The sequence below is a fragment of the Microbacterium tenebrionis genome (assembly GCF_903645325.1).
Classification (GTDB): Bacteria; Actinomycetota; Actinomycetes; order Actinomycetales; family Microbacteriaceae; genus Microbacterium; species Microbacterium tenebrionis.
Genome location: NZ_CAHJXQ010000002.1, coordinates 441,798 through 463,434, shown reverse-complemented (window position 1 = coordinate 463,434; position 21,637 = coordinate 441,798). Strand labels below are relative to the sequence as shown.

22 protein-coding genes and 1 tRNA gene are annotated in these 21,637 nt (G+C 69.3%); 10 read left to right on the top strand and 13 right to left on the bottom strand.

Going from position 1 to position 21,637, the window contains the following annotated elements:
• Positions 1-17: 17 nt before the first annotated feature.
• The 4 genes from HWX58_RS05580 to prmC are packed head-to-tail and all read right to left on the bottom strand — an operon-like array spanning position 18 to position 3,305.
• Positions 18-503: a Cg1360 family ATP-synthase-associated protein gene (locus HWX58_RS05580; RefSeq protein WP_175986015.1), complete on the bottom strand. Its 486-nt coding sequence runs from the start codon at positions 501-503 to the stop codon at positions 18-20.
• A complete protein-coding gene (locus HWX58_RS05575) occupies positions 500-1,687 on the bottom strand; it encodes an MraY family glycosyltransferase (RefSeq protein ID WP_175986014.1) in 1,188 nt (395 codons plus the stop codon). The genes HWX58_RS05580 and HWX58_RS05575 overlap by 4 nt, the downstream gene beginning before the upstream one ends.
• Positions 1,684-2,397 (bottom strand): L-threonylcarbamoyladenylate synthase, encoded by a 714-nt coding sequence (locus tag HWX58_RS05570; protein ID WP_175986013.1) that lies wholly within the window; start codon positions 2,395-2,397, stop codon positions 1,684-1,686. The genes HWX58_RS05575 and HWX58_RS05570 overlap by 4 nt, the downstream gene beginning before the upstream one ends.
• A 47-nt stretch (positions 2,398-2,444) precedes the next feature.
• The gene (gene prmC / locus HWX58_RS05565) at positions 2,445-3,305 is read right to left on the bottom strand and encodes a peptide chain release factor N(5)-glutamine methyltransferase (protein ID WP_175986012.1); all 861 of its coding nucleotides are present in this window, start codon (positions 3,303-3,305) and stop codon (positions 2,445-2,447) included.
• A 106-nt stretch (positions 3,306-3,411) separates the two neighbouring features.
• Between prmC and cysK the strand changes: the two genes are divergently transcribed.
• Together cysK and epsC are read left to right on the top strand one after the other, a co-directional pair.
• Positions 3,412-4,350 (top strand): cysteine synthase A, encoded by a 939-nt coding sequence (gene cysK, locus HWX58_RS05560; RefSeq protein WP_175986011.1) that lies wholly within the window; start codon positions 3,412-3,414, stop codon positions 4,348-4,350.
• Between the two features lie 8 nt (positions 4,351-4,358).
• Positions 4,359-4,931 (top strand): serine O-acetyltransferase EpsC, encoded by a 573-nt coding sequence (gene epsC, locus HWX58_RS05555; RefSeq protein WP_175986010.1) that lies wholly within the window; start codon positions 4,359-4,361, stop codon positions 4,929-4,931.
• Between the two features lie 124 nt (positions 4,932-5,055).
• Here the strand turns inward: epsC and prfA are convergent, their stop codons facing one another.
• The 5 genes from prfA to lysA all read right to left on the bottom strand — a co-directional run bounded on the left by prfA (position 5,056) and on the right by lysA (position 12,006).
• Positions 5,056-6,135, bottom strand: coding sequence for a peptide chain release factor 1 (gene prfA, locus HWX58_RS05550; RefSeq protein WP_175986009.1), 1,080 nt, complete (start codon positions 6,133-6,135; stop codon positions 5,056-5,058).
• Between the two features lie 12 nt (positions 6,136-6,147).
• Positions 6,148-8,181, bottom strand: a complete 2,034-nt coding sequence (gene rho / locus HWX58_RS05545; RefSeq protein ID WP_175986008.1) for a transcription termination factor Rho — start codon at positions 8,179-8,181, stop codon at positions 6,148-6,150.
• Between the two features lie 167 nt (positions 8,182-8,348).
• A complete protein-coding gene (thrB, locus tag HWX58_RS05540) occupies positions 8,349-9,278 on the bottom strand; it encodes a homoserine kinase (RefSeq protein ID WP_175986007.1) in 930 nt (309 codons plus the stop codon).
• The gene (locus HWX58_RS05535; protein ID WP_175986006.1) at positions 9,278-10,600 is read right to left on the bottom strand and encodes a homoserine dehydrogenase; all 1,323 of its coding nucleotides are present in this window, start codon (positions 10,598-10,600) and stop codon (positions 9,278-9,280) included. Before HWX58_RS05535 ends, thrB begins: the two co-directional genes overlap by 1 nt.
• Complete coding sequence (gene lysA / locus HWX58_RS05530; protein WP_175986005.1) at positions 10,597-12,006, bottom strand: diaminopimelate decarboxylase; 1,410 nt, start codon at positions 12,004-12,006, stop codon at positions 10,597-10,599. Before lysA ends, HWX58_RS05535 begins: the two co-directional genes overlap by 4 nt.
• 136 nt (positions 12,007-12,142) lie before the next feature.
• Here lysA and HWX58_RS05525 point away from each other — a divergent pair, with 136 nt between their 5' ends.
• Complete coding sequence (locus HWX58_RS05525; RefSeq protein ID WP_250646110.1) at positions 12,143-13,138, top strand: YhjD/YihY/BrkB family envelope integrity protein; 996 nt, start codon at positions 12,143-12,145, stop codon at positions 13,136-13,138.
• 12 nt (positions 13,139-13,150) lie between these two features.
• On the opposite strand, the gene HWX58_RS05520 is transcribed toward HWX58_RS05525, so the two are convergent.
• Together HWX58_RS05520 and argS are read right to left on the bottom strand one after the other, a co-directional pair.
• The gene (locus HWX58_RS05520) at positions 13,151-13,987 is read right to left on the bottom strand and encodes an LmeA family phospholipid-binding protein (protein WP_175986004.1); all 837 of its coding nucleotides are present in this window, start codon (positions 13,985-13,987) and stop codon (positions 13,151-13,153) included.
• A 20-nt stretch (positions 13,988-14,007) separates the two neighbouring features.
• A complete protein-coding gene (gene argS / locus HWX58_RS05515; protein WP_175986003.1) occupies positions 14,008-15,672 on the bottom strand; it encodes an arginine--tRNA ligase in 1,665 nt (554 codons plus the stop codon).
• A 59-nt stretch (positions 15,673-15,731) separates the two neighbouring features.
• Here argS and HWX58_RS05510 point away from each other — a divergent pair, with 59 nt between their 5' ends.
• Entirely contained in the window at positions 15,732-16,532 is an 801-nt protein-coding gene (locus tag HWX58_RS05510) for an SGNH/GDSL hydrolase family protein (RefSeq protein WP_175986002.1), read from the top strand.
• A gap of 16 nt (positions 16,533-16,548) precedes the next feature.
• Positions 16,549-16,621: transfer RNA gene (locus HWX58_RS05505), tRNA-Arg, on the top strand.
• A gap of 38 nt (positions 16,622-16,659) precedes the next feature.
• Here HWX58_RS05505 and HWX58_RS05500 read toward each other — a convergent pair.
• Positions 16,660-17,520, bottom strand: a complete 861-nt coding sequence (locus HWX58_RS05500) for a coiled-coil domain-containing protein (RefSeq protein WP_175986001.1) — start codon at positions 17,518-17,520, stop codon at positions 16,660-16,662.
• Between the two features lie 45 nt (positions 17,521-17,565).
• Here HWX58_RS05500 and HWX58_RS05495 point away from each other — a divergent pair, with 45 nt between their 5' ends.
• From HWX58_RS05495 to HWX58_RS05485, 3 genes are all read left to right on the top strand, one after another.
• Positions 17,566-17,709 (top strand): hypothetical protein, encoded by a 144-nt coding sequence (locus tag HWX58_RS05495; protein ID WP_175986000.1) that lies wholly within the window; start codon positions 17,566-17,568, stop codon positions 17,707-17,709.
• 72 nt (positions 17,710-17,781) lie between these two features.
• Positions 17,782-19,203: a threonine synthase gene (thrC, locus tag HWX58_RS05490; RefSeq protein WP_175985999.1), complete on the top strand. Its 1,422-nt coding sequence runs from the start codon at positions 17,782-17,784 to the stop codon at positions 19,201-19,203.
• Positions 19,204-19,210: 7 nt separating this feature from the next.
• Positions 19,211-19,828, top strand: a complete 618-nt coding sequence (locus HWX58_RS05485) for a GyrI-like domain-containing protein (RefSeq protein WP_175985998.1) — start codon at positions 19,211-19,213, stop codon at positions 19,826-19,828.
• Here the strand turns inward: HWX58_RS05485 and HWX58_RS05480 are convergent.
• On the bottom strand, positions 19,821-20,132 hold the full coding sequence (locus HWX58_RS05480; protein WP_175985997.1) for a DUF1304 family protein: 312 nt from the start codon (positions 20,130-20,132) through the stop codon (positions 19,821-19,823). The genes HWX58_RS05485 and HWX58_RS05480 overlap by 8 nt on opposite strands.
• 56 nt (positions 20,133-20,188) lie before the next feature.
• Between HWX58_RS05480 and HWX58_RS05475 the strand changes: the two genes are divergently transcribed.
• Positions 20,189-20,611 (top strand): MarR family winged helix-turn-helix transcriptional regulator, encoded by a 423-nt coding sequence (locus HWX58_RS05475; protein WP_175985996.1) that lies wholly within the window; start codon positions 20,189-20,191, stop codon positions 20,609-20,611.
• Between the two features lie 43 nt (positions 20,612-20,654).
• Positions 20,655-21,635 (top strand): zinc-binding dehydrogenase, encoded by a 981-nt coding sequence (locus HWX58_RS05470; RefSeq protein ID WP_175985995.1) that lies wholly within the window; start codon positions 20,655-20,657, stop codon positions 21,633-21,635.
• The last annotated feature ends 2 nt before the right edge of the window (positions 21,636-21,637 follow it).

The window sequence follows — 21,637 nt, the reverse complement described above, 5'->3', positions numbered from 1 at the left end:
TCAAGATTTTTTCAGGCTCACGAATCCTCGCGGGCCTCGGGGTCACGCGTCGGCAGCTCGATGTCCGATACGTGCGGCACCCGCAGCCGGCTGAACGCGACGGCGTCGATCACGAGGCTCACGATGATGCCGGCCACGAGCGATCCGAAGATGACGCCCGGGACGACCCAGCTCTGCCCGCGCAGGATGACGATGGCGACGATGAAGATGACGAGCTTGAGCAGCCACCCGCCCATCACGATGCCGAAGAACACCGTCGCGAACATCTCGCGGCCGTAGAAGCGGTTCGCGATGAGGACGCTGACCGGCGTGAGTGCGAGGAAGACGACCGCGAGGCCCACTCCTGCGAGCCCGCTCCACAGGCCGTCCGTGCCGGCGACGAGGAACCCGATGCCTCCGCCCAGCACGATGAGAACGACGGCGGCGATCCCCGTCCAGAGCAGGACGGTCCGCAGGACCGGGTTGATGGCCGGGGCGGTGGGCTGTGCGGGGATGTCGCTCATCGGGTCTCCATGGATGCGGCGGGCGGCGCGGGTTCGTCAGGGGCTGGCGCGTGCGCGGCGGGCGCACGGTGGGTGGGAAGAAGGGTCACGACGAGGCAGGCGGCGGCGCCGATCACGCCGAACGCGACTCCGGGGAGGTACTGGCCCGGCCAGTCCTCGCGGGATCCGACGTACATGAGGAGCACGGCGAGCGAGATCACTGCCGTCCAGGCGTAGAAGATGATCACGGCATCGCGGTCGCGGTGGCCGAGGTCGAGCATCCGGTGATGCAGATGCTTGCGATCGGGTGCGAACGGCGATCTCCCGGCGCGCATCCGCCGGAACACGGCCAGGCCGAAGTCCAGCAGCGGCAGCATGACGACGACGACCGGGAGCAGGATCGGGATGAAGGCGCCGAGCAGCTGCGAGCGCCCGAACTCCTGCGGGTTCATCGCAGCGGAGGACATCTGGCCGGTCAGCGCGATCGCCGACGTCGCCATGAGCAACCCCATCACGAGCGCGCCCGAGTCCCCCATGAACAGCTTCGCCGGGCTCCAGTTCAGCGGCAGGAAGCCGATGCACGCGCCGATGAGGACGGCTGCGATGAACGAGGCGAGGTTGAAGTAGCTCGACGCGCCGGAGTCGCGCGTGAGGATGAACGAGTAGGCGAAGAAGACGCCGTTCGCGATGAGGCAGACGCCGGCGACCAGCCCGTCGAGGCCGTCGATGAAGTTCACGGCGTTCATGACGACGACGATCGCGACCATCGTCACCGCGATGCTCAGCCAGCTGGAGACGATGACCATCTCGCCGAGCGGCAGCGACAGGATCTGCAGACCGCCCACGACCGTGATTATCCCGGCCGCGAGGAACTGCGCGCCGAGCTTGATCATCCAGTCCAGATCCCACAGGTCGTCGATGACCCCGATCACCGCGATGAGGAGTGCCGCGGCGAGGATCGCCCACATCGTCTGCGGCGGCACCCACATGATGGCGAAGAAAGGGTTCGCCGCCGAGACGCCGATCGCCGCGGCGATTCCGATGAACATCGCCACTCCCCCGAGTCGCGGGGTCGGTGTGGTGTGGACGTCGCGTTCACGGATGCCGGGGTAGAGCTTGAAGCGCAGGCTCAGCTGCCAGACCGCCCACGTCGCGATGAACGTGATCGTCGCGGTGAGGATGATCGTGAAGACGTACTGCTTCACGCCGTGCCGTCCGCCGCGTCCGCAGACGACAGCCGCGGTTCGAGCAGTTCGCCGAGGATGCTCTCGAGACGGCGCCGGGTCACGGCGCCTTCGCGCAGGATGCGCACCCGGGGCTCGCCCGCGTCGTCTGCACGACGGTGCACGAGGGTGGTGGCGTCGATGATCGTGGATGGGATGCCCGTCTCGCTGGTGCCGCCGTCGAGGTAGACCGAGACGCTGTCGCCGAGCATGGCGCGCGCCTGTTCGGCGGACACCGCCGCGCTCTTGCCCGTGAGGTTGGCGCTCGAGACCGCGAGCGGCCCCGTCTCGGCGAGCAGCTCCAGGGCGACGCGCTGATCGGGCATGCGAACGGCCACGGTACCCAGAGTGTCGCCGAGGTCCCAGGACAGGGACGGCTGCGCCGGCAGCACGATCGTGAGCCCGCCCGGCCAGAGCTCATCGACGAGGCGCTGAACGGGCTCGGGGACCTCTTCGACGAGGGCCGCCAGCGCGGACTGTCCGGACACCAGAACGGGCGGCGGCTGGTCGCGTCCGCGGCCCTTCGCGTCGAGAAGGCGCTGCACCGCGGCCGGCGTGAACGCATCGGCTGCGATTCCGTAGACGGTGTCTGTGGGCATCACGATGAGCTCGCCGCGCGCGATCGCCTGGCGCGCGTGACGCATTCCGGCGAGCAGCTGAGCCTCGTCGCCGCAGTCGAAGAGTGAGGACATGACCCCCATAGTCTACGGGTTCGGTCTGCCCGTCCCCCGTGCCGGCATCAGGGGCGCAGCGCCGTGGTCGCCCGATCGCGCTGCGTCAGGTCGCGGTGCGTGGTCGGGGCCCGCCAGCCGTCGCGTTCGAGCAGCTCGCGGATCTGCGCCCCCTGGAGCTCGCCGTGCTCGATCACCAGCAGCCCGCCCTGCCGAAGCAGCCGCAGCGCACGCGTGCTCAGCACGCGGACGACGTCGAGCCCGTCCGCGCCGCCGTAGAGGGCGAGCGCCGGATCGTGCAGCCGCACCTCAGGGTCGCGCGGGATCGCATCGTCCGGAACATACGGCGGGTTCGAGATGACGACCGATGCGGTGCCGTCGAGCTCGACGAGGGTGTCGGCGAGGTCGCCGAGCACGAGGGTGAGGTTGTCGGCAGCTGCGGTGTTGCGGGCCGCCCACGCGTGCGCGTCCGGGGACAGCTCCACGGCGAAGACCCGCGCGTGCGGCACCTCGCTCGCCATCGCGAGGGCGATCGCACCGCTCCCGGTGCACAGGTCGACGGCGACGGGTTCGGCCGAGGCGTCCGCCGCCAATGCGTCGATCGCGAACTGCGCGACGATCTCGGTCTCGGGGCGCGGGACGAAGACACCCGGCCCGACCGCGAGCTCGAGATGCCGGAACGGAGCGACGCCGGTCAGATGCTGCAGTGGTTCCCGTGCGGCTCGGCGGTCGACGAGAGCGTCGAGCGCCGAGGCATCCGCATCGTCCAGCGAGTCGCCGCGGACCATCGCCGCCTGGATCTCTCCGCGGCTGAGCCCGCGCACGTGGCCGACGAGCAGTTCCGCGTCGACGAGCGGGTCGGGGACGCCGGCGGTGGACAGACGCTCGGCGGCGGCTCGGACGGCGGCGGCGAGAGTGGTCTGCGGCATCCTTTCAGCGTACGTCGTCGCGCCGCCGCGATCGTCACATTGGCCCAGTGCTGTATCCGCTCGCATAGGCTGTGAGGGCACCCGTTCCGCGAACGAAAGGTCAGCCATGCCCGGCATCCACAACGACATCACGACCGCCTTCGGCAACACCCCTCTGGTGCGCCTGAACCGCGTGACCGAGGGCGTCGGCGCGACCGTTCTCGCCAAGCTCGAGTTCTACAACCCGGCATCCAGCGTCAAGGACCGCATCGGAATCGCGATGATCAACGCGGCCGAGGCCGCCGGAGCGCTCCAGCCCGGCGGCACGATCGTGGAGTCCACCAGCGGCAACACCGGCATCGCCCTGGCCATGGTCGGCGCGGCGCGCGGTTACAAGGTCATCCTCACGATGCCGGCATCCATGTCGAAGGAGCGGCGCGTGCTGCTGAAGGCGTTCGGCGCGGAGATCGTCCTCACCGACCCGACGAAGGGTATGAGCGGGGCGATCGACGAGACCAAGAGGATCGTCGCCGAGACGCCGGGAGCCGTCTGGATCAAGCAGTTCGAGAACGCGGCGAACCCGCAGATCCACCGCGAGACCACCGCCCAGGAGATCCTGCGCGACACCGATGGGAGCGTCGACATCCTCGTCGCGGGCGTCGGCACCGGCGGCACCGTGACCGGCACGGGTCAGGCGCTCAAGGCGGCCAAGCCCGAGGTGAAGGTCATCGCCGTGGAGCCCAAGGACTCCCCCGTCCTCACCGAGGGCCACCCCGGCCCGCACAAGATCCAGGGCATCGGTCCGAACTTCGTTCCCGGAGTCCTCGATCGCGAGGTCCTCGACGAGGTCATCGCCGTGGAGTTCGACGAGTCGCTCCGCCTGGCGCGCGAGCTCGCGGCGAAGGAGGGGCTGCTGGTCGGCATGTCGTCCGGTGCCGCGCTGTCTGCGGCGCTCCAGGTCGCCGCCCGACCGGAGAACACGGGCAAGACGATCGTCGTGGTGATGCCAGACACCGGTGAGCGCTACATCTCGACCGCGCTGTTCGAGGATCTGCGCGAGAGCTGAGCCGCTCGATGAACGCCATCTCGCGGGTGCGCGAGGACATCGCCGCTGCGCGGCTGCGCGACCCCGCCGCGCGCACAGGCCTCGAAGTCGCGCTGCTCTACCCCGGCCTGCACGCCATCTGGGCGCATCGTGCATCGCACGCGTTGTGGCGTCGAGGGCTGCGTCTGCTCGCGCGGGCGAACTCGCAGCTCGCCCGCGCGATGACGGGGATCGAGATCCACCCCGGAGCGAAGATCGGGCGGCGCTTCTTCATCGACCACGGCTCCGGCGTGGTGATCGGCGAGACCGCAGAGGTCGGCGACGACGTGATGCTCTACCACGGGGTCACTCTCGGCGGCCGCACGAGCGACGACACGGGCAAGCGGCATCCGACTCTTGCGGACGGCGTCGTCGTGGGCGCGGGGGCGAAGATCCTCGGGCCCATCACGGTGGGACGGAACACCGTCGTCGGCGCGAATGCCGTGGTGACCAAGGACGCACCCGAGGAGAGCATCCTCACCGGCGTTCCGGCACGTGCCCGCAGGCGCCGCGGGCACGACGATTTCAGCGACCTGCGTCTGGCCTCGGACTACGCGATCTGACTCGGCGTGCGCGCTTCGTCTCGCGCGATCCGCTCTTGAGGAAGATCTTCGGCAGCAGGAGAGCGGAAACTTCGGAAGAGGAAGCCGGTCACACCACGGAGCCGAGACCCTGCGACGTGGCGTTTCAGTCCTCCTGGCCGAGCGCTGCCAGGCGTGCCTCTTCGTCTGCCGTGATGGCGCTGTCGATGATCGGATCGAGCGCGCCGTCCATCACCTGATCGAGGTTGTACGCCTTGAAACCGGTCCGGTGATCGGCGATCCGGTTCTCCGGGAAGTTGTAGGTGCGGATGCGCTCTGAGCGGTCCATACCGCGGATCTGCGACTTGCGCGCGTCGGATGCCGCGGCGTCCAGCTCCTCCTGCTGCTTGGCGAGCAGACGCGCGCGCAGCACGCGCATGGCGGCCTCGCGGTTCTGCAGCTGGGACTTCTCGTTCTGCATCGAGACGACGATGCCCGTCGGCACATGCGTGATGCGCACCGCGGAATCGGTCGTGTTGACGGACTGACCGCCGGGCCCCGACGAGCGGTACACGTCGATCTTCAGGTCGTTCTGGTCGATCTGCAGTTCTTCGGGCTCGTCGACCTCGGGGAAGACGAGCACACCGGTCGTGGAGGTGTGGATGCGGCCCTGCGACTCGGTCGCCGGCACTCGTTGCACACGGTGCACACCGCCCTCGTACTTCAGGTGCGCCCACACGCCCTGCGCGGGGTCGGACGAGGAGCCCTTGATCGCGACCTGGACGTCTTTGTACCCGCCGAGATCGGATTCGTTGCGCTCGAGGAGCTCGGTCTTCCAGCCCTTGTGCGCGGCGTACTGCGTGTACATGCGCAGCAGGTCGGCGGCGAACAGCGCGGACTCCGCGCCGCCCTCGCCCGCCTTGATCTCCATGATCACGTCGCGGGCGTCGTCGGGGTCGCGCGGGATGAGCAGGCGGCGCAGGCGCTCCTGCGTCTGCTGCACGTTCTCCTCGAGGGACGGGATCTCCTCGGCGAACGCGTCATCGTCCTTGGCGAGCTCGCGCGCCGCGTCGAGGTCGTCGACAGCCGCGATCCACGCGTCATGCGCAGCAACGATGCGGCTCAGCTCCGCGTAGCGCCTGTTGACGCGCTTCGCGCGGGCTGCGTCGGCGTGCACCGCCGGGTCGGAGAGCTCCTCCTGCACCCGGCGGTGTTCGTCGATCAGCGCCTGGACGGACTCGAACACGCGGTGCTCGGATCAGCGGATGCTGTTCTCGTGCCCGTGGCTGTGGCCACCGGCGACGGGAGCGGGCATCGACTTCTGCATCTGCACGAGGAACTCGACGTTGGACTGCGTCTCCTTGAGCTTGCCGAGCACGACCTCGAGGGCCTGCTGGGGGTCCAGACCCGCAAGGGCGCGACGCAGCTTCCAGGTGATCTTGACCTCGTCCTGCGACAGCAGCATCTCCTCGCGGCGGGTGGACGACGCGTTGACGTCGACGGCCGGGAAGATCCGCTTGTCGGCGAGGGCGCGAGACAGACGCAGCTCGCTGTTGCCGGTGCCCTTGAACTCCTCGAAGATGACCTCGTCCATCTTGGATCCGGTCTCCACGAGCGCCGTGGCGAGGATGGTGAGCGAACCACCGTTCTCGATGTTGCGAGCAGCGCCGAAGAAGCGCTTGGGCGGGTACAGCGCCGAAGCGTCGACACCACCGCTCAGAACGCGCCCAGACGCGGGAGCCGCGAGGTTGTACGCACGGCCGAGGCGCGTGATCGAGTCGAGCAGCACGACGACGTCGCGGCCGAGCTCGACGAGGCGCTTGGCGCGCTCGATGGCGAGCTCGGCGACCGTGGTGTGGTCCTCCGCCGGACGGTCGAACGTCGAGGCGATGACCTCTCCCTTGACGGTGCGCTCCATGTCGGTGACCTCTTCGGGACGCTCGTCGACGAGAACGACCATGAGGTGGACCTCGGGGTTGTTCTGCGCGATCGCGTTCGCGATCTGCTGCAGCACGATCGTCTTGCCCGCCTTCGGGGGCGCGACGATCAGGCCGCGCTGGCCCTTGCCGATCGGCGCGACGAGGTCGATGATGCGCTGGGTGAGCTTCTCGGGTGCGGTCTCCAGGCGCAGGCGCTCCTGCGGGTAGAGCGGTGTGAGCTTGCCGAATTCGACGCGGGTCGCCGCGTCCTCGACCGAGAGTCCGTTGATCGAGTCGACCTTGACGAGGGCGTTGTACTTCTGGCGTCCCTGCTGCTCGCCCTCGCGGGGCTGCTTGATGGCGCCGACGATCGCGTCGCCCTTGCGCAGGTTGTACTTCTTCACCTGTCCGAGCGAGACGTAGACGTCGCTGGTGCCGGCGAGGTAGCCGGTGGTGCGGACGAACGCGTAGTTGTCGAGCACGTCGAGGATTCCGGCGATCGGGATGAGGACGTCGTCCTCGCCGATCTCGGTCTCGAACTCGTCGGATGCTCCGCCGCCGCGGCGCTTGTTGCGCTGGCGGCCACGGCCGTTGCCGTTGCCGTCGTCGTCGGAGGAGGCGTTCTGCTGGCCGTCCTGAGCGTTCTGCCCGTTTCCGCCGCGGCCTCGGCTGCGGCTGCGGTTCCGGCTGCGGCCGCGGCCGGCACCCTCCTCGCCATCGCCCGCCTCGGAGCCGTTGTCACCGGCGTCGTTCCTGGCGTTCTGCTTGTCGTTCTGGGCCTGGTCCCCCTCGCCCTTCGCGGGGGCGGCGGACTCCTGCTTGGCGCCGGACTCCTGCTTGGCGCCGGACTTGGCGTCGCCGGACTTGGCGTCACCCGACGCGGCGTCGCCGGAGTTCGCGCCGTCGGGCTTCGCCTCACTGGAGGCGGCCTCGGCGGGCGCGGCGTCGGCCTTCTTCGTGCGGCGTCCGCGTCCTGACTTCGGAGCGGTCTCGGCACGGCCCTCGGCGGCATCGGACGCCGCGCCCTCGGAAGCCGGTGCGGCTGCCTCGGCCTCGGCGGGCGCGGCCTCGGCGGGCGCGGTCTCGGCATCCGCCTTCTTGGCGCGGCTGCGGCGCGGAGCCTTCGCCTTCGGCGCGTCTGCGGCAGGAGCCGCATCCGACGCCGGAGCGTCGCCCCCGGCCGGCGCGGACGTGACCGGAGCGGACTCGGCCGGAGCGGACTCGACAGGCTCTGCGGCCTTGGCCGCAGCGGTCGCCGTCGTCGCACGTCGCGGAGCACGCTTGCGGGGGGCCGCGGTCTCGGTCGCCGCTGCGTCGGCGGCAGGGGCCGAGTTCTCGGCCTGTTCGTTCTGGGTCTCGGAGAATGTCTCCACGAGTACTCCCTTATATGTCGTGGGAAATGAGCATGTCTCGCGCACAACGGGTGCTGTGCACGATCGCACGGACAGACGCTCGGCGTCCGCCAGCCAGTACCGGAAATGAAGCACTGGGGGTTGCGTGCGGGTCTCGCAGATTTGCGATGGGGGCCAGATTCACGAAATTACGTGGAGCCCTCCGCTCGATCCCTAACTGTACCACCACGCACGTCGACGGCCAGCATGAGGCCCTCCCACGGAGTGTCCGTCACGGAATCGGCGAGTTCCTTCGCGGCCTGGCGTCCGCCGGGCCCGTCGCAGAGCACCAGGACGCTGGGTCCTGCACCCGAGACGACGGCGGCGAATCCGGCGGCACGCAGCGCCTGCACAAGCGCGCTCGTCTCGGGCATGGCTTCGGCGCGGTAGTCCTGGTGCAGCCGGTCGGCGGTCGCGTCCAGGAGCAGCTCCGGGCTCTGCATCAGCGCCGCGATCAGCAGCGCCGTGCGCGACACGTTGAACACGGCGTCCTCGCGGGAGACCTGCGGCGGCTGCAGGGAGCGCGCCAGGGTCGTGGACATCGTCCGCTCTGGCACGAGCACGAGCGGTGCGACACCGCGGTGCACGAGAAGCTTCTTGTGCTGCGGGCCGCTCTCCCCCGTCCAGGCGATCGTGAGTCCGCCGAACAGCGCCGGGGCGACGTTGTCGGGGTGGCCCTCGAGCTCGGTCGCCAGGCGCAGCAGCTCGGCGTCGCTGAAGTCGACGTCACCGGCGAGCAGTCCCTTGGCGGCGAGGACTCCGGCTGTCACGGCCGCGCCGGAGGAGCCGAGGCCCCGCCCGTGCGGCACGCCGTTGCGCGCCTCGATGCGCAGACCCGGCATCTCGCGCCCGGCGTCGGCGTACACGTGCTCGATCGAGCGGACGACGAGATTCGACTCGTCCCGCGGGATGTCCGCCGCACCGGAGCCTGCCACCTCGATCTCGAGGCGATCGTCGTCGAGAGCGGTGACGGTGAGCTCGTCGTACACGCTGAGCGCGAGCCCGAGCGTGTCGAACCCTGGCCCGAGGTTGGCGCTCGTCGCCGGAACCCGCACCTGAACCGTGCGCACCTCGGGCATCACTCGCCTTCCACGCGCAGCACGGACACGACCCGCTCGACGACGTCGCTCGCGGCGAGGTTCTCGACCGTGTCGCTGAGAGCCTGCTCGGCCGCCCGGTGGGTGCCGATCACGAGCCGGGCGGTCGTGTCGTCCTCGCCCTCGACGGTCTGCACGACCGTGGCGACCGAGACGCCGCCCTCCGACAGGATGCCCGCGATCGTCGCGAGGACTCCGGGCTGGTCGTTCACCTCGAGGGTGATCTGATAGCGCGTGATGACGTGGCCGATCGGCACGATCGGCAGGTTCGCTCTGGTGGACTCCCCCACTCCGACGCCACCGGCGATGTGCCGGCGTGCGGCGGAGACGACGTCGCCGAGCACGGCCGATGCCGTCTGAACGCCGCCGGCGCCGGCGCCGTAGAACATCAGGGAGCCGGCGGCCTCCGCCTCGACGAAGACGGCGTTGTTCGCGCCGTGCACGGAGGCGAGCGGGTGCGATCGGGCCACCAGCGCCGGGTAGACGCGCACCGAGATGGACTCGGCGCCGTCGACCGTGATGCGCTCGCACACCGCGAGCAGCTTGATGACGAACCCGGCGGCGCGCGCCTCGTCGATCATCGACGCGGTGATGCCGGTGATGCCCTCGCAGTGGACGGCATCCAGCGGAACCGTGGTGTGGAAGGCGAGGGACGCGAGAATCGCGGCCTTCTGCGCGGCGTCGTGGCCCTCGACATCAGCGGTCGGATCCGCCTCGGCGTAGCCGAGCCGCTGAGCATCCGCGAGCACATCGGCGAAGTCCGCACCCTCGGAGTCCATCCGGTCGAGGATGTAGTTGGTCGTGCCGTTGACGATGCCCATGATGCGCACGACCCGGTCCCCGGCGAGCGAGTCGCGCAGCGGACGGATGATCGGGATGGCGCCGGCGGCCGCAGCCTCGTAGTACACCGATGCGCCGACCTGATCGGCCGCCTCGAACAGCTCCGTGCCGTGCGTGGCCAGCAGCGCCTTGTTCGCGGTGACGACATCCGCGCCCGAGTTCAGAGCGAGCAGCAGGTTGCCGCGAGCCGGTTCGATGCCTCCCATGAGCTCGATCACGATGTCGCTGCCGACGATGAGGCTCTCGGCGTCCGTGGTGAACAGCTCCTTCGGGAGCTCGACGTCGCGCGGAGCGTCCACGGCCCGCCCGGCGATCCCGGCGAGCTCGAGCGATGCGCCGGCACGGTCGGCCAGTTCGTCGCCGTGGCGCAGCAGGAGGTCAGCGACCTGCGAACCCACCGCGCCGGCGCCCAGAAGCGCCACGCGGAGTCGTCGATACTGATCGCTCGATTCGGGCTGGGTCATCGTGCTCCTTCGTTCATGCCGATTCCGGCGTCCCGCGCCAGAAGATCCTCGATGGTCTCGCCCCGCACGATCACGCGGGAGGCGCCGGCGGAGACCGCGACGACCGCGGGGCGGGGTACGTGGTTGTAGTTGCTGGCCAGCGACGCGCAGTACGCCCCTGTCGCCGGCACCGCCAGCAGGTCGCCGGGGGCGACGTCGCCGGGCAGATACTCGTGGTCGACGACGATGTCGCCGGACTCGCAGTGGCGACCGACCACCCGGGCGAGGGCGGGCTCGGCATCGGTCGTCCTCGACGCGATCCGGGCCGAGAACTCGGCGCCGTACAGCGCCGGCCGCGCGTTGTCGCTCATGCCGCCGTCGACGCTGACGTACAGTCGGGTCGCTCCGGAGTCCAGGCGCACCCGCTCCGGCGTGCGGCCCGCGTAGAGCGGGACGCCGGCTGTGCCGACGATCGCACGGCCGGGCTCGAAGGACAGGATCGGCAACGGGATGCCGCGCTCTGCGCATCCGGCGGCGACCGCGTCGACGATCTCGGTCGCCAGCTGCTCGATCGGCGTCGGGTCGTCGACGCTCGTGTAGGCGATGCCGAAGCCGCCGCCGAGGTTGAGAACCGGCACCTCGCCGCCGGCCCGCAGCCTCTCGTGCAGCTCGAGCACGCGGGCGGCGGATTCGCGGAACCCCGCGACGCCGAAGATCTGGGAGCCGATGTGGCAGTGGAGCCCCACGAACTCGAGCGACGGGAGCTCGCGGATGCGCGCGACGGCGATCTCGGCATCCGCGAAGGTCATGCCGAACTTCTGATCCTCGTGGGCGGTGGCGAGGAAGTCGTGCGTCTCGGCGTGCACGCCGCTGTTGACGCGGACGAGCACCCGCTGGACGACGCCCGCGCGCGCGGCGATCTCGGCCGTGCGCTCGACCTCGATGGCGCTGTCGATGATGATCGTGCCGACGCCGACGGACACCGCGCGCTCGATCTCGGCGGGCAGCTTGTTGTTGCCGTGGAACCCGATGCGTGCGGCATCCACGCCCGCCGCGAGCGCGACCTCGAGTTCGCCCCGCGTGCAGACGTCGACGTTGAGGCCCTCCTCGGTCACCCACCGGGCGACCGTCGTGGAGAGGAAGGCCTTGCCGGCGTAGTACACGCGCGCTGTGCCGCCGTGGGAGGCGGTCGCCGCGGCGAACGCCTCGTGGAACGCACGGGCGCGGGCGCGCACCTCGTCCTCGTCGAGCACGAGCACCGGCGTGCCGTGCTCCCGGACGATGTCGGTGGCGGTCATTCCACCGAGGACGAGGCCTCCCTGCTCATCGCGCCGAGCGGATGCCGGCCACACGCCGTCGGCGAGAGCGTTCGCGTCGTCGGGGATGACGAGCCAGTCCGGGGCGAGCGAGTCTGCAGGGGAAAGCACACAGCACCAATCGTGGGAGGGGACCTCAGCGGAACGGGCCACGCGAGGCTGCCCCGATTCTATGGCACCGGCTCGGACTGCCCGGCACTCGGCACGTCCCCTGCGGACCGGGAAGACGATTCATTACGGTGGGGACATGACATTCGTGAAGTCGGTGATCGCCTGGGTCCTGCGTCTGAAGGTCGTACGCGCCTATCTGCTCTACTCGGAGCGGCGCGGCGCCATGCTCGCCGACAGTGTCACCTACCGCGCCCTGTTCAGCGTGTTCGCGGGTCTGCTGCTGGGATTCTCCGTCGCCTCGATCTGGCTCGCCGGCAACCCGGAGGCGTGGAAGCCGATCGTCGCGGCGATCGACTCCGCTATCCCGGGACTCGTCGGAGAGGACGGCATCGTGAAGGATCCGACGTCGATCGAACCGGTCGGCTTCACGGTCACCGGGATCTTCTCGCTCGTCGCGCTCGTCGGCGCCGCGCTGGGTGCGATCGGATCGCTGCGAACGGCGGTGCGCAGCATCGCGGGCACCGTCCAGGATGATGTGCTCTTCATCTGGGTGATCCTGCGCAACCTCGCCCTGGCTGCAGGGATCGCCGTCGCCTTCGTCGCCGCGGCGGCCGTGACATTCCTCGCCCGCATCGGCCTGAGCTTCATCACCGATCTGTTGGGGCTGCCGGGCGACTCGGTCATCGCGGAGTGGAGCATCCGCGTCGTCTCACTGCTGGTCGTGTACGCCCTCGACGTCGTTCTGATCCTGGGCGTCTTCCTGCTGCTGTCCGGTCTGCGTGCTCCCGCTCCGGCCGTGTGGTCGGGAGCGTCGCTGGCGGCCTCGGCTCCTGATCCTCCAGGAGCTGTCGAGCCTGTTCGTCGGCGGCGCGACCTCGAACCCGCTGCTGGCGACGTTCGCCTCTCTCGTGGCGCTGCTGATCTGGATGAACCTGTCCACGCAGGTGATCCTCATCGCGTGCGCCTACATCACCACGGGGGCCGAGGAAGCGCACGACCGGGTCTCATCAGCGGAGAGCGCGCAGACGCTCGCCCAGCGCCGCGTGCGGCGCGCCCAGCAGGAGGTCATGATCGCGACTCGGGCGCTGCGTGCAGCGGAGGAAGCGGAATCCGCCGAACGAAACGCCGCTGAGACGCAGAAGTCCTAGTCGCAGGAACCGTTCTGCTGGAGGCTCTCGTCCGTCGCGATGGCGCCATCCACGTCGAGGTCGATGACCGCCTCGGTGCCGTCGATCTCGAGGCCGGTCACGGTGAGGCCCGCGGGAAGCTGGTCGGCGATGCAGATGCGCTGAGGCCCGGCGAGCGGTGCCGCCGCGTCGCCGAAGCGCTCGGCGATGTCGGCGGCGTTCAGGGTGAGTCCCGCGATCTGAAGCTCCACCGGCGTGAGCAGCAGGTCACCGGCATCCGCTCCCGGTGTCACGGTGACCGACACCGGTACCGGCATTCCGAAGACCTCGAAGCTGCCGGATGCTGTGACATTCGGCTCGTCGAAGCCGATCTCATCGATCGGCAGATCGGACGCCGTCACCAGATCCGTGAACTGCTCCTGGTCGATGCGCACCGTTCCGCGGGCATCGGCGAGGTCGCCGCCGCGCAGCGGGATGCCGGTAGCGGTGACGTCCGCGGCTCCGGTGATGCCGCCGAACGTGACCGCGCCGGTGGTCAGATGCAGCTCATCGAGGCGACCGCCGATCAGCTGAGGCAGCAGGATGCCTACGGCATCCACGTCGAGCTGCTGATCCTGCGGCAGATCCAGCTGCTCGATCACGATGCCGCGGACGATGCCGGGCAGGATCGCCCTGGCCAGGAACTCGGCGGCCACGACCAGCGCGGCGAGCACCAGGACGATCACGAGCACGACCCATGGCCAGCGCGCGCGACGCCGCGGCGGGCGCGGCTCGTCAGCGCTCCCCGGAATCACGAGCGTCGGATGCTCGGACGACGTCTCAGGGTACGGCAGTGTGGGGTGCTCGTCGCTCACCGGTGTCTCCGATCGGGTGACTACATGCGCTCCGGCGCCGAGACGCCGAGCAGGTCGAGGCCGTTGCGAAGCACCTGGCCGGTGGCATCGTTCAGCCACAGGCGCGTGCGGTGCACGCTCTCGATCGGGTCGTCGCCGAGCGGAGTGATGCGGCAGTTGTCGTACCAGCGGTGGTAGAGGCCTGCGAGTTCCTCGAGGTAGCGGGCGACGCGGTGCGGCTCGCGCACCTCGGCCGCGAAGGCCACGATGCGCGGGAACTCCTGCAACGCCCCGAGCAGCGCCGACTCCGTCTCGTGCGAGAGCGTCTCGGGGGCGAACTCGCTGCGTTCGACGCCGGAGTCGGCAGCGTTGCGGCTGGCGTTGTGAGTGCGGGCATGCGCGTACTGCACATAGAAGACCGGGTTGTCGTTCGTGCGCTTCTGCAGCAGCTCGGGGTCGAGGTCGAGCGGCGAGTCGGCGGGCGAGCGCTCGAGCGCGTAGCGCAGCGCGTCCGTGCCGATCCATGCGCGCAGATCGTCCATCTCGATGATGTTTCCCGCGCGCTTGCTCAGGCGCGCGCCGCGCACCGAGACGAGCTGCCCGATGAGCACCTGGATGTTCTTCTCCGGGTCCTCGCCGGCAGCACCGGCGACGGCCTTGAGCCGGTGCACGTAGCCGTGGTGGTCGGCGCCGAGCAGGTAGATCTTGTTCTCGAAGCCGCGGTCGCCCTTGTTCAGGTAGTACGCGGCGTCGGCGGCGAAGTAGGTGTACTCGCCGTTCGAGCGGCGGATGACCCGGTCCTTGTCGTCGCCGAAGTCGGTGGTGCGCACCCAGACGGCGCCGTCCTCGTCGAAGACGTGGCCCTGCTCGCGGAGGCGATCGACGGCCTGATCGACGAGGCTCGTGCCATCGGCTCCCTTCGCGTGCAGGGTGCGCTCGGAGAACCACACGTCGAAGGGCACGTTGAACTGCCCCAGCGAATCCTTGATCTCGGCGAGCTGGTACTCGTAGGCGAGGTCTTCGGCGAGGCTCAGCTGCTCCGCGTCGGGGAGCTCGAGCAGGTCGGGCCGGGCTTCGAGGACGCGCGCGGCGAGGGCGGCGATGTACTCCCCCGGGTAGCCGCCCTCGGGCGTCGGTTCACCCTTGGCAGCCGCGAGGACGGATGCCGCGAACCGCTGCATCTGGGCGCCGGCGTCGTTGATGTAGTACTCGCGCACGGCGTTCGCGCCGCTGGCGAGCAGGAGCCGGACGATCGAGTCACCGAGCGCAGCCCAGCGCGTGTGGCCGATGTGCAGGGGCCCGGTCGGGTTGGCCGAGACGAACTCGACGTTGACGCTGACACCGGCCTGGGAGTCGTTGCGGCCGTAAGAGTCACCCGCCTCGACGATCGTCTTGGCGAGCACGCCCGCCGCTGCGGCATCCAGTCGGATATTGATGAACCCCGGGCCAGCCACCTCTGCGCTGGCCACGCCGTCGATACCGGCGAGTCCGTCGGCGATCTGCTGCGCGAGGTCACGCGGGTTGGTTCCCATTCGCTTCGCGAGCCGCATCGCGAGGTTCGACGCCCAGTCTCCGTGGTCGCGGTTGCGCGGGCGCTCCAGCGGGATGTCGGAGGCATCGATGTCGAGCGTCTCGTCCGGTCGCAGGGATGCCGCGATCGGCGTGACGACGGAGAGGATGGCTTCGGCGAGAGTGTCGGGATTCATATCGCATCAATTCTAGGGCGGGAGTTGGTGTTCACCTTCCGTTCGCTTACCCTCATGCCATGGGTTCTGGGAGGGTGCGGCGCGCGGGGCGCGCTGCAGCATTGATCGCGATCGTCGCAGCGGTCGCCTGCGGCGTGCTGCTCGGCGTGTGGCGACCGTGGGTGCCCGCTGTCGGAGACTCTCCGGTGCTGGCCTCTGAGGAGTCCGCGGCGATCGCTCCGACCCCGCTCGTCCTGCCGGAGCATCCGCGGGTTCTCGTCTTCGGCGACTCGTGGACGTACGGGTCGGCTGCGTCCGAGCCGACGCTGGGATACGCCTACGTGCTCGCGGATCTGATCGACGGCGAGACCATCGTCGATGGCGTGCGCGGCAGCGGATATCTGAAGCCGGGCATAGACGGCCCCGACTTCGGCGACCGGATCGCCACCCTGGACCCCGAGCTGGATCCGGACCTCGTCATCATCCAGGGGTCGATCAACGACCACAAGCTGGGCTCGGTCGGCTATCGGGACGCGGTGACGTCCGCGTGGGATGCCCTCGCCGCGACGTATCCCGACACGCCGATCGTCGTCCTCGGTCCCGCTCCGCACATGCTGCCCGTCGGTGCGGGAACGATCCGGATCGACCAGGATCTCGAGGCGCTCACGGCTGCTCGCGGCTGGTGGTACATCTCGCCCGTCCAGGACCAATGGATCACGGAGCAGAACTACCTCGACGTGATCGACGTCGAGGTCGGCAAGCGGCATCCGTCCACCGCGGGGCACCGCTACCTGGCCGAGAAGGTCGCCGCTGCCCTCGCCGACATCGAAGCGGCGCCGGTGACCGAAGCCGGCGGTGCGGAGAGCACCCCCGGTCAGTGATATCGTCGTTCGGTACGCCTCCGTAGCTCAGTGGATAGAGCGCCGGTTTCCGGTACCGTAGGTCGCAGGTTCGACTCCTGTCGGGGGCACGTGCAGAAGGCCGCTCAATGAGCGGCCTTCGTCGTCTCTAGTGCCGGTCGACTGCCTTCTGCGCGGCCGACACACCCTGCTGCGCCGCGCGCACACCTTCGCGGACATCGCCGAGGAGCGCCTCGAGATCGCCGCTCTCCTTCTTCTGCCTGTCGAGTTCCTGCCGCGTGCGTTCGGTCTCCTTCCCGAGTTCGTCCAGCCGCTCACTCAACCGCTCTGAGTTCTCGGCGCCCGCCTCCGCCTTCCGCTCCAGCGCGTCCCGGTCCTGCTCCGCCTTCCTCAGCGCACGCTCCGCCGTGCGCAACTCGTCCTCGGCGGCCTTGCGCGCGCGGCGGGCAGCGAGCTCGTCGGGTCGGCTCGGGGTCGGTGCCGCCGAAGCGGAGTCCAGATCACCGGCCACCGCATCCGAAACGTCGGCGGTGTCATCGCTCGCGGCATCCAGCGGCCTGATCAACCTTCCGGATGCCACGGCGAGCGCAGCTTCGGCATGGAACATCGCGGCGTTCAGCGTCCTCTCGACGGCATCCGTCGTCGCTTGCGTGATCTTCTCCCCTCGGGAGCTCGCGAGCTCGCTCGCCTGCTGTGCGAGAGCGCGGACGAGTGCACGGCGCTGCCGCCCCAGGGCCGTGAGTGCGCGTGCATCCAGATCGTCCTGCGCGTCGCGCAGTTCGGCGGCGAGTTCGAGTGCGCCGCCCAGCGCCTGCGTCTGCTCGCGCGCGAACAGGTTCACGACCCACGCGGCGAGCAGCGGTTTGCGCAGCCCGCCCACCTTCTTCGCGAGGGCGGCATCCGTCAGTTGCTTCGCTCGCGCATCACGCACGGCGGTGAACTCCCTGGGCGGCAACGCGTACAGCTCGGCCGCGATCTCCTCGAGTGTGCCATCCGGCTTGGCTGCCATCGCCCCATTGTGCCCGAGCCGATCCCGCCTGCCTAGAATCACGGGATGGACTATGTCGACCTCGCGAAGCGCTTCGTCGCCGCGCGTTTCCCGAAGGCATCCGTCGCGGTCATCGGCGGCAGCACCTCCCGCGGCGAGCGCACTTCAGGCCGGCTTCGTCCGCTGAGGCACGAAACGGAAGCGGCGTAACACGTCCCTCCGGCGTCATACGATGGAGCACAGGTCCCGGCATCCATCTTCAGCGCGAGCGAGGTTCACGACGTGCAGTACATCTCCACCCGCGGCGGCACGCTCGGACAGTACAGTGACGTCCTCCTCGAGGGACTCGCACCGAACGGCGGCCTCGCCGTTCCCGAGACGCTTCCCCGCCTGTCGGCGGACGACCTCGAGCGTCTGCGCGTGCTCACCTACCCTCAGCTCGCGACCGAGATCATCGGCCTGTTCGCGACCGACATCCCCCGTGCCGACCTCGCCCGGCTCACCGAAGGCGCGTACGGCGACGGCAAGTTCGCAGCTGAAGAGATCGTCCCCCTGACCGCCGTCGACGGCATGACGCTCGTGGGCCTGTCCGAGGGGCCGACCCTCGCGTTCAAGGACATGGCGATGCAGTTCCTGGGCGAGGCGCTCGAGTACGTGCTCGAGAAGAACGATCGGGTGCTGAATGTCGTCGGCGCCACCTCGGGCGACACCGGCTCGGCCGCCGAGCACGCCCTGCGCGGCCTCGACCGTGTCTCGGTCTTCATGCTCTCCCCGCAGGGCAGGATGAGCGCCTTCCAGCGCGCCCAGATGTACTCGCTGCAGGACGCCAACGTCCACAACATCGCCGTCGAGGGCGTGTTCGACGATTGCCAGAATCTCGTCAAGCGCCTGAACACCGACCTGGACTTCAAGCGCGCGCACAGCCTCGGGGCCGTGAACTCGATCAACTTCGGACGCATCTCGGCGCAGATCGTCTACTACGCGTGGGCCTGGCTGCGCATGACGGACGCCGTCGCCGAACCCGAGCGCGCGTCCTTCCGCGTCTCGTTCGCCGTGCCGTCGGGCAATTTCGGCAACATCCTCTCGGGTCACTACGCCCGTGCCATGGGCGTCCCGATCCACGAGCTCGTGCTGGCGACGAACGAGAACAACGTGCTCGACGAGTTCTTCCGCACCGGTCACTACCGCCCGCGCGGCGCTGCCGACACGCTCGCGACGTCGAGCCCGTCGATGGACGTCTCGCGCGCCTCGAACCTCGAGCGGTTCGTGTTCGACCTGCTCGGCCGCGATCCCGAGCGCACCGCCGCAGCCTGGCACGAGCTCGAGGAGCGGGACGAGATCGATCTGTCCGCCGAGCTCGGGCGATTCCGGAGCGAATTCGGCATCGTCAGCGGCACGAGCACGCACGCCGACCGTCTGGCCACGATCCGCGACGTCCACGATCGGTCGGGCGTCACGATCGACCCGCACACCGCCGACGGCGTGAAGGTCGCCCGCGAGCATGCTGAAGCAGGCATCCCGATGCTCGTGCTCGAGACGGCCAAGCCCGCGAAGTTCGCCGATCTCATCGAGGAGGCGCTCGGCGAGAGCCCCGAACCGGATGCCGCCACTCGCGCTCTCCTCGATGCACCGCAGCGCGTGATCGCGATGCCGGATGACGAGCAGCAGCTGCGGGACTACATCTCTGCGAGCGCACTGGGCTGAGCGAACAGTGTCCGCCAAGGTCGACTTCAAGAAGGAGATCGAGGCGTACGGCGCCCGCAAAGGCCGCTTCGACCTCGTCGAGGTGCCGCCGCTGCAGTACCTGATGATCGACGGGCACGGCGACCCGAACACGTCACCGGCATTCACGACGGCGGTGGAAGCGCTGTACCCGCTCGCCTACAGGCTGAAGTTCGCCAGCAGGCGCGAGCACGACCGCGACTACACGGTCATGCCGCTGGAAGGGCTGTGGTGGGCCGACGACCAGGCCTCGTTCACGTCCTCACGCGACAAGTCGGCATGGCATTGGACGCTGATGATCATGCAGCCCGAGTGGATCGACCACGGGATGTTCGCTGATGCCGTCGAGGAAGCATCCGCGAAGAACCGCGACGTCCGCGGGGTCCGGCTCGAGACGCTCGACGAGGGTCTGAGCGCACAGACTCTGCACGTCGGCACCTACGACGAGGAGGCGCCGGTGCTCGCGAAGATGCACGACGAGTTCATCCCCGCCCACGGCATGCGGTTGACGGGCACGCACCACGAGATCTACTTCAGCGACCCCAGACGCGGCGACCCGGCGAAACGCCGGACGCTCCTGCGTCAGCCCGTGCGGCCGATCAGCTGATCGCGACGGCGACGCCGAGCGCGACCACCGCCAGCAGCGGCAGCCCGCCCTGCATCGCCGCCGAGCGCGCCATCTTCGGGTTCGCGAGCACGAGCACGAGGGCTGCCGCGAGCATCATTCCGACGCCGGTGAAGATCAGGGTGAGACCGACGGTCGCCTGACCCGACAGCACGAGGACGATCCCCAGCAGCGCAGCGATCGCGAGGAACAGGTTGTAGAAGCCCTGATTGAACGCGAGCGGCTTCGTGACCTCGGCATCCGCTTCGCTGGCGACCCCGAAGATCTTCCTCGTCGCCGGCTCCATGGTATTCTCAAATCGATTGTGCACAATCTGACTGTGGGCAATGAAAAGGAGCCGGCATGAGCATCACCGAAGACATGATCTGCTTCTCGTTGTATTCGGCTGCTCGCGCCACCACGCAGGTGTACCGCCGCCTGCTCGCACCGTGGTCGCTCACCTACCCGCAGTACCTCGTCCTCGCCGTGCTCTGGACAGAGGGCGATCAGACCGTCGGGTCGCTCGGCGAGGCCATGCAGCTCGACTCGGGGACGCTGTCGCCGCTCGTGCGCCGCCTCGAGCGCGACGGCCTCGTCACGAGGACCAGGCACGCCGACGACGAGCGCGTCGTGCGTGTGCGGCTCACGGATGCCGGCACCGCACTGCGAGCCGAGATCGCACCGATCCACAAGAAGGTCGCGGAGATCGCCGGAGTCGGCGATCTCCAGCATCGAGAGCTCATCGCAGAGCTGCGGGAGATCACCGCCCGCCTGCACGAGTCCTGACACCCACCGACCACGACCTGCACGACCGACAAGGAGAACCGCTGTGCGCGCACTCATCCACCAGGAATTCGGCCCGGCTGAAGACGTCCTGACCCTCGACGACCGCCCTGTGCCCGAGCCCGGCCCGGGGCAGGTGCGCCTGCGCATCGTGCTCTCCCCCATCCACAACCACGACCTGTGGACGATCCGCGGCACCTACGGCTTCAAGCCGGCCCTCCCCGCACCATCCGGCACGGAGGCCCTCGGCATCGTCGATGCGCTCGGCGAGGGCGTCGAGCATCTCGCGGTCGGTCAGCGCGTCGCCACCGGCGGCACCTTCGGCGTGTGGTCCGAGTACGCGGTCACGAACGCGGCGGGCCTCATCCCCGTCCCCGAGGGCCTCGCCGACGAGCAGGCGGCCCAGCTCATCTCGATGCCGTTCAGCGCCATCAGCCTGCTGCAGTTCCTCGACGTCGCCGAAGGCGACTGGATCGTCCAGAACGCGGCCAACGGCGCCGTCGGCCGCATGCTCGCGCAGCCCGCTCGCGCCGCGCGCGGAGTCAACGTCCTCGGCCTCGTCCGTCGCAGGGACGGCATCGACGAGCTCCGCGCGCAGGGAATCGAGAACGTCGTGTCCACAGAGGACGACGACTGGCGCACGCAGGCGACCGCGATCACCGGCGGCGCACCGATGATCGCCGGCGTCGACTCGGTCGGCGGCGACTCCAGCGGCGACGTGCTGTCACTGCTGGCCGAGAACGGCACGCTCGTCGCCTTCGGCGCGATGAACTCGCCCACCATGAACATCAGTTCGGGTGACGTGATCTTCAAGCAGGCCACGGTGAAGGGCTTCTGGGGAAGCAAGGTCAGTCAGACCATGGATGCCGCGACCCGCCGCGCCCTGTTCGGCGAACTGATCACGCGCGTCAGCGACGGATCGCTCACCCTCCCCGTCGCCGGGGTCTTCGACGCCGCCGACATCGCCGATGCCGTGCGCGCGAGCAACGCTCCCGGCCGTGTCGGCAAGGTGCTGCTGAAGTTCTGAGA

What these genes read in the sequence shown, in the direction of transcription:
- HWX58_RS05495 (WP_175986000.1), top strand. Translation starts at nt 17,566, where the DNA reads ATGGACTATGTCGACCTCGCGAAGCGCTTCGTCGCCGCGCGTTTCCCG.
- argS (WP_175986003.1), bottom strand. Translation starts at nt 15,672, where the DNA reads ATGAATCCCGACACTCTCGCCGAAGCCATCCTCTCCGTCGTCACGCCG.
- HWX58_RS05570 (WP_175986013.1), bottom strand. Translation starts at nt 2,397, where the DNA reads ATGTCCTCACTCTTCGACTGCGGCGACGAGGCTCAGCTGCTCGCCGGA.
- HWX58_RS05475 (WP_175985996.1), top strand. Translation starts at nt 20,189, where the DNA reads ATGAGCATCACCGAAGACATGATCTGCTTCTCGTTGTATTCGGCTGCT.
- HWX58_RS05580 (WP_175986015.1), bottom strand. Translation starts at nt 503, where the DNA reads ATGAGCGACATCCCCGCACAGCCCACCGCCCCGGCCATCAACCCGGTC.
- prmC (WP_175986012.1), bottom strand. Translation starts at nt 3,305, where the DNA reads ATGCCGCAGACCACTCTCGCCGCCGCCGTCCGAGCCGCCGCCGAGCGT.
- epsC (WP_175986010.1), top strand. Translation starts at nt 4,359, where the DNA reads ATGAACGCCATCTCGCGGGTGCGCGAGGACATCGCCGCTGCGCGGCTG.
- HWX58_RS05535 (WP_175986006.1), bottom strand. Translation starts at nt 10,600, where the DNA reads ATGACCCAGCCCGAATCGAGCGATCAGTATCGACGACTCCGCGTGGCG.
- HWX58_RS05480 (WP_175985997.1), bottom strand. Translation starts at nt 20,132, where the DNA reads ATGGAGCCGGCGACGAGGAAGATCTTCGGGGTCGCCAGCGAAGCGGAT.
- HWX58_RS05510 (WP_175986002.1), top strand. Translation starts at nt 15,732, where the DNA reads ATGGGTTCTGGGAGGGTGCGGCGCGCGGGGCGCGCTGCAGCATTGATC.
- cysK (WP_175986011.1), top strand. Translation starts at nt 3,412, where the DNA reads ATGCCCGGCATCCACAACGACATCACGACCGCCTTCGGCAACACCCCT.
- HWX58_RS05500 (WP_175986001.1), bottom strand. Translation starts at nt 17,520, where the DNA reads ATGGCAGCCAAGCCGGATGGCACACTCGAGGAGATCGCGGCCGAGCTG.
- HWX58_RS05525 (WP_250646110.1), top strand. Translation starts at nt 12,143, where the DNA reads ATGACATTCGTGAAGTCGGTGATCGCCTGGGTCCTGCGTCTGAAGGTC.
- thrB (WP_175986007.1), bottom strand. Translation starts at nt 9,278, where the DNA reads ATGCCCGAGGTGCGCACGGTTCAGGTGCGGGTTCCGGCGACGAGCGCC.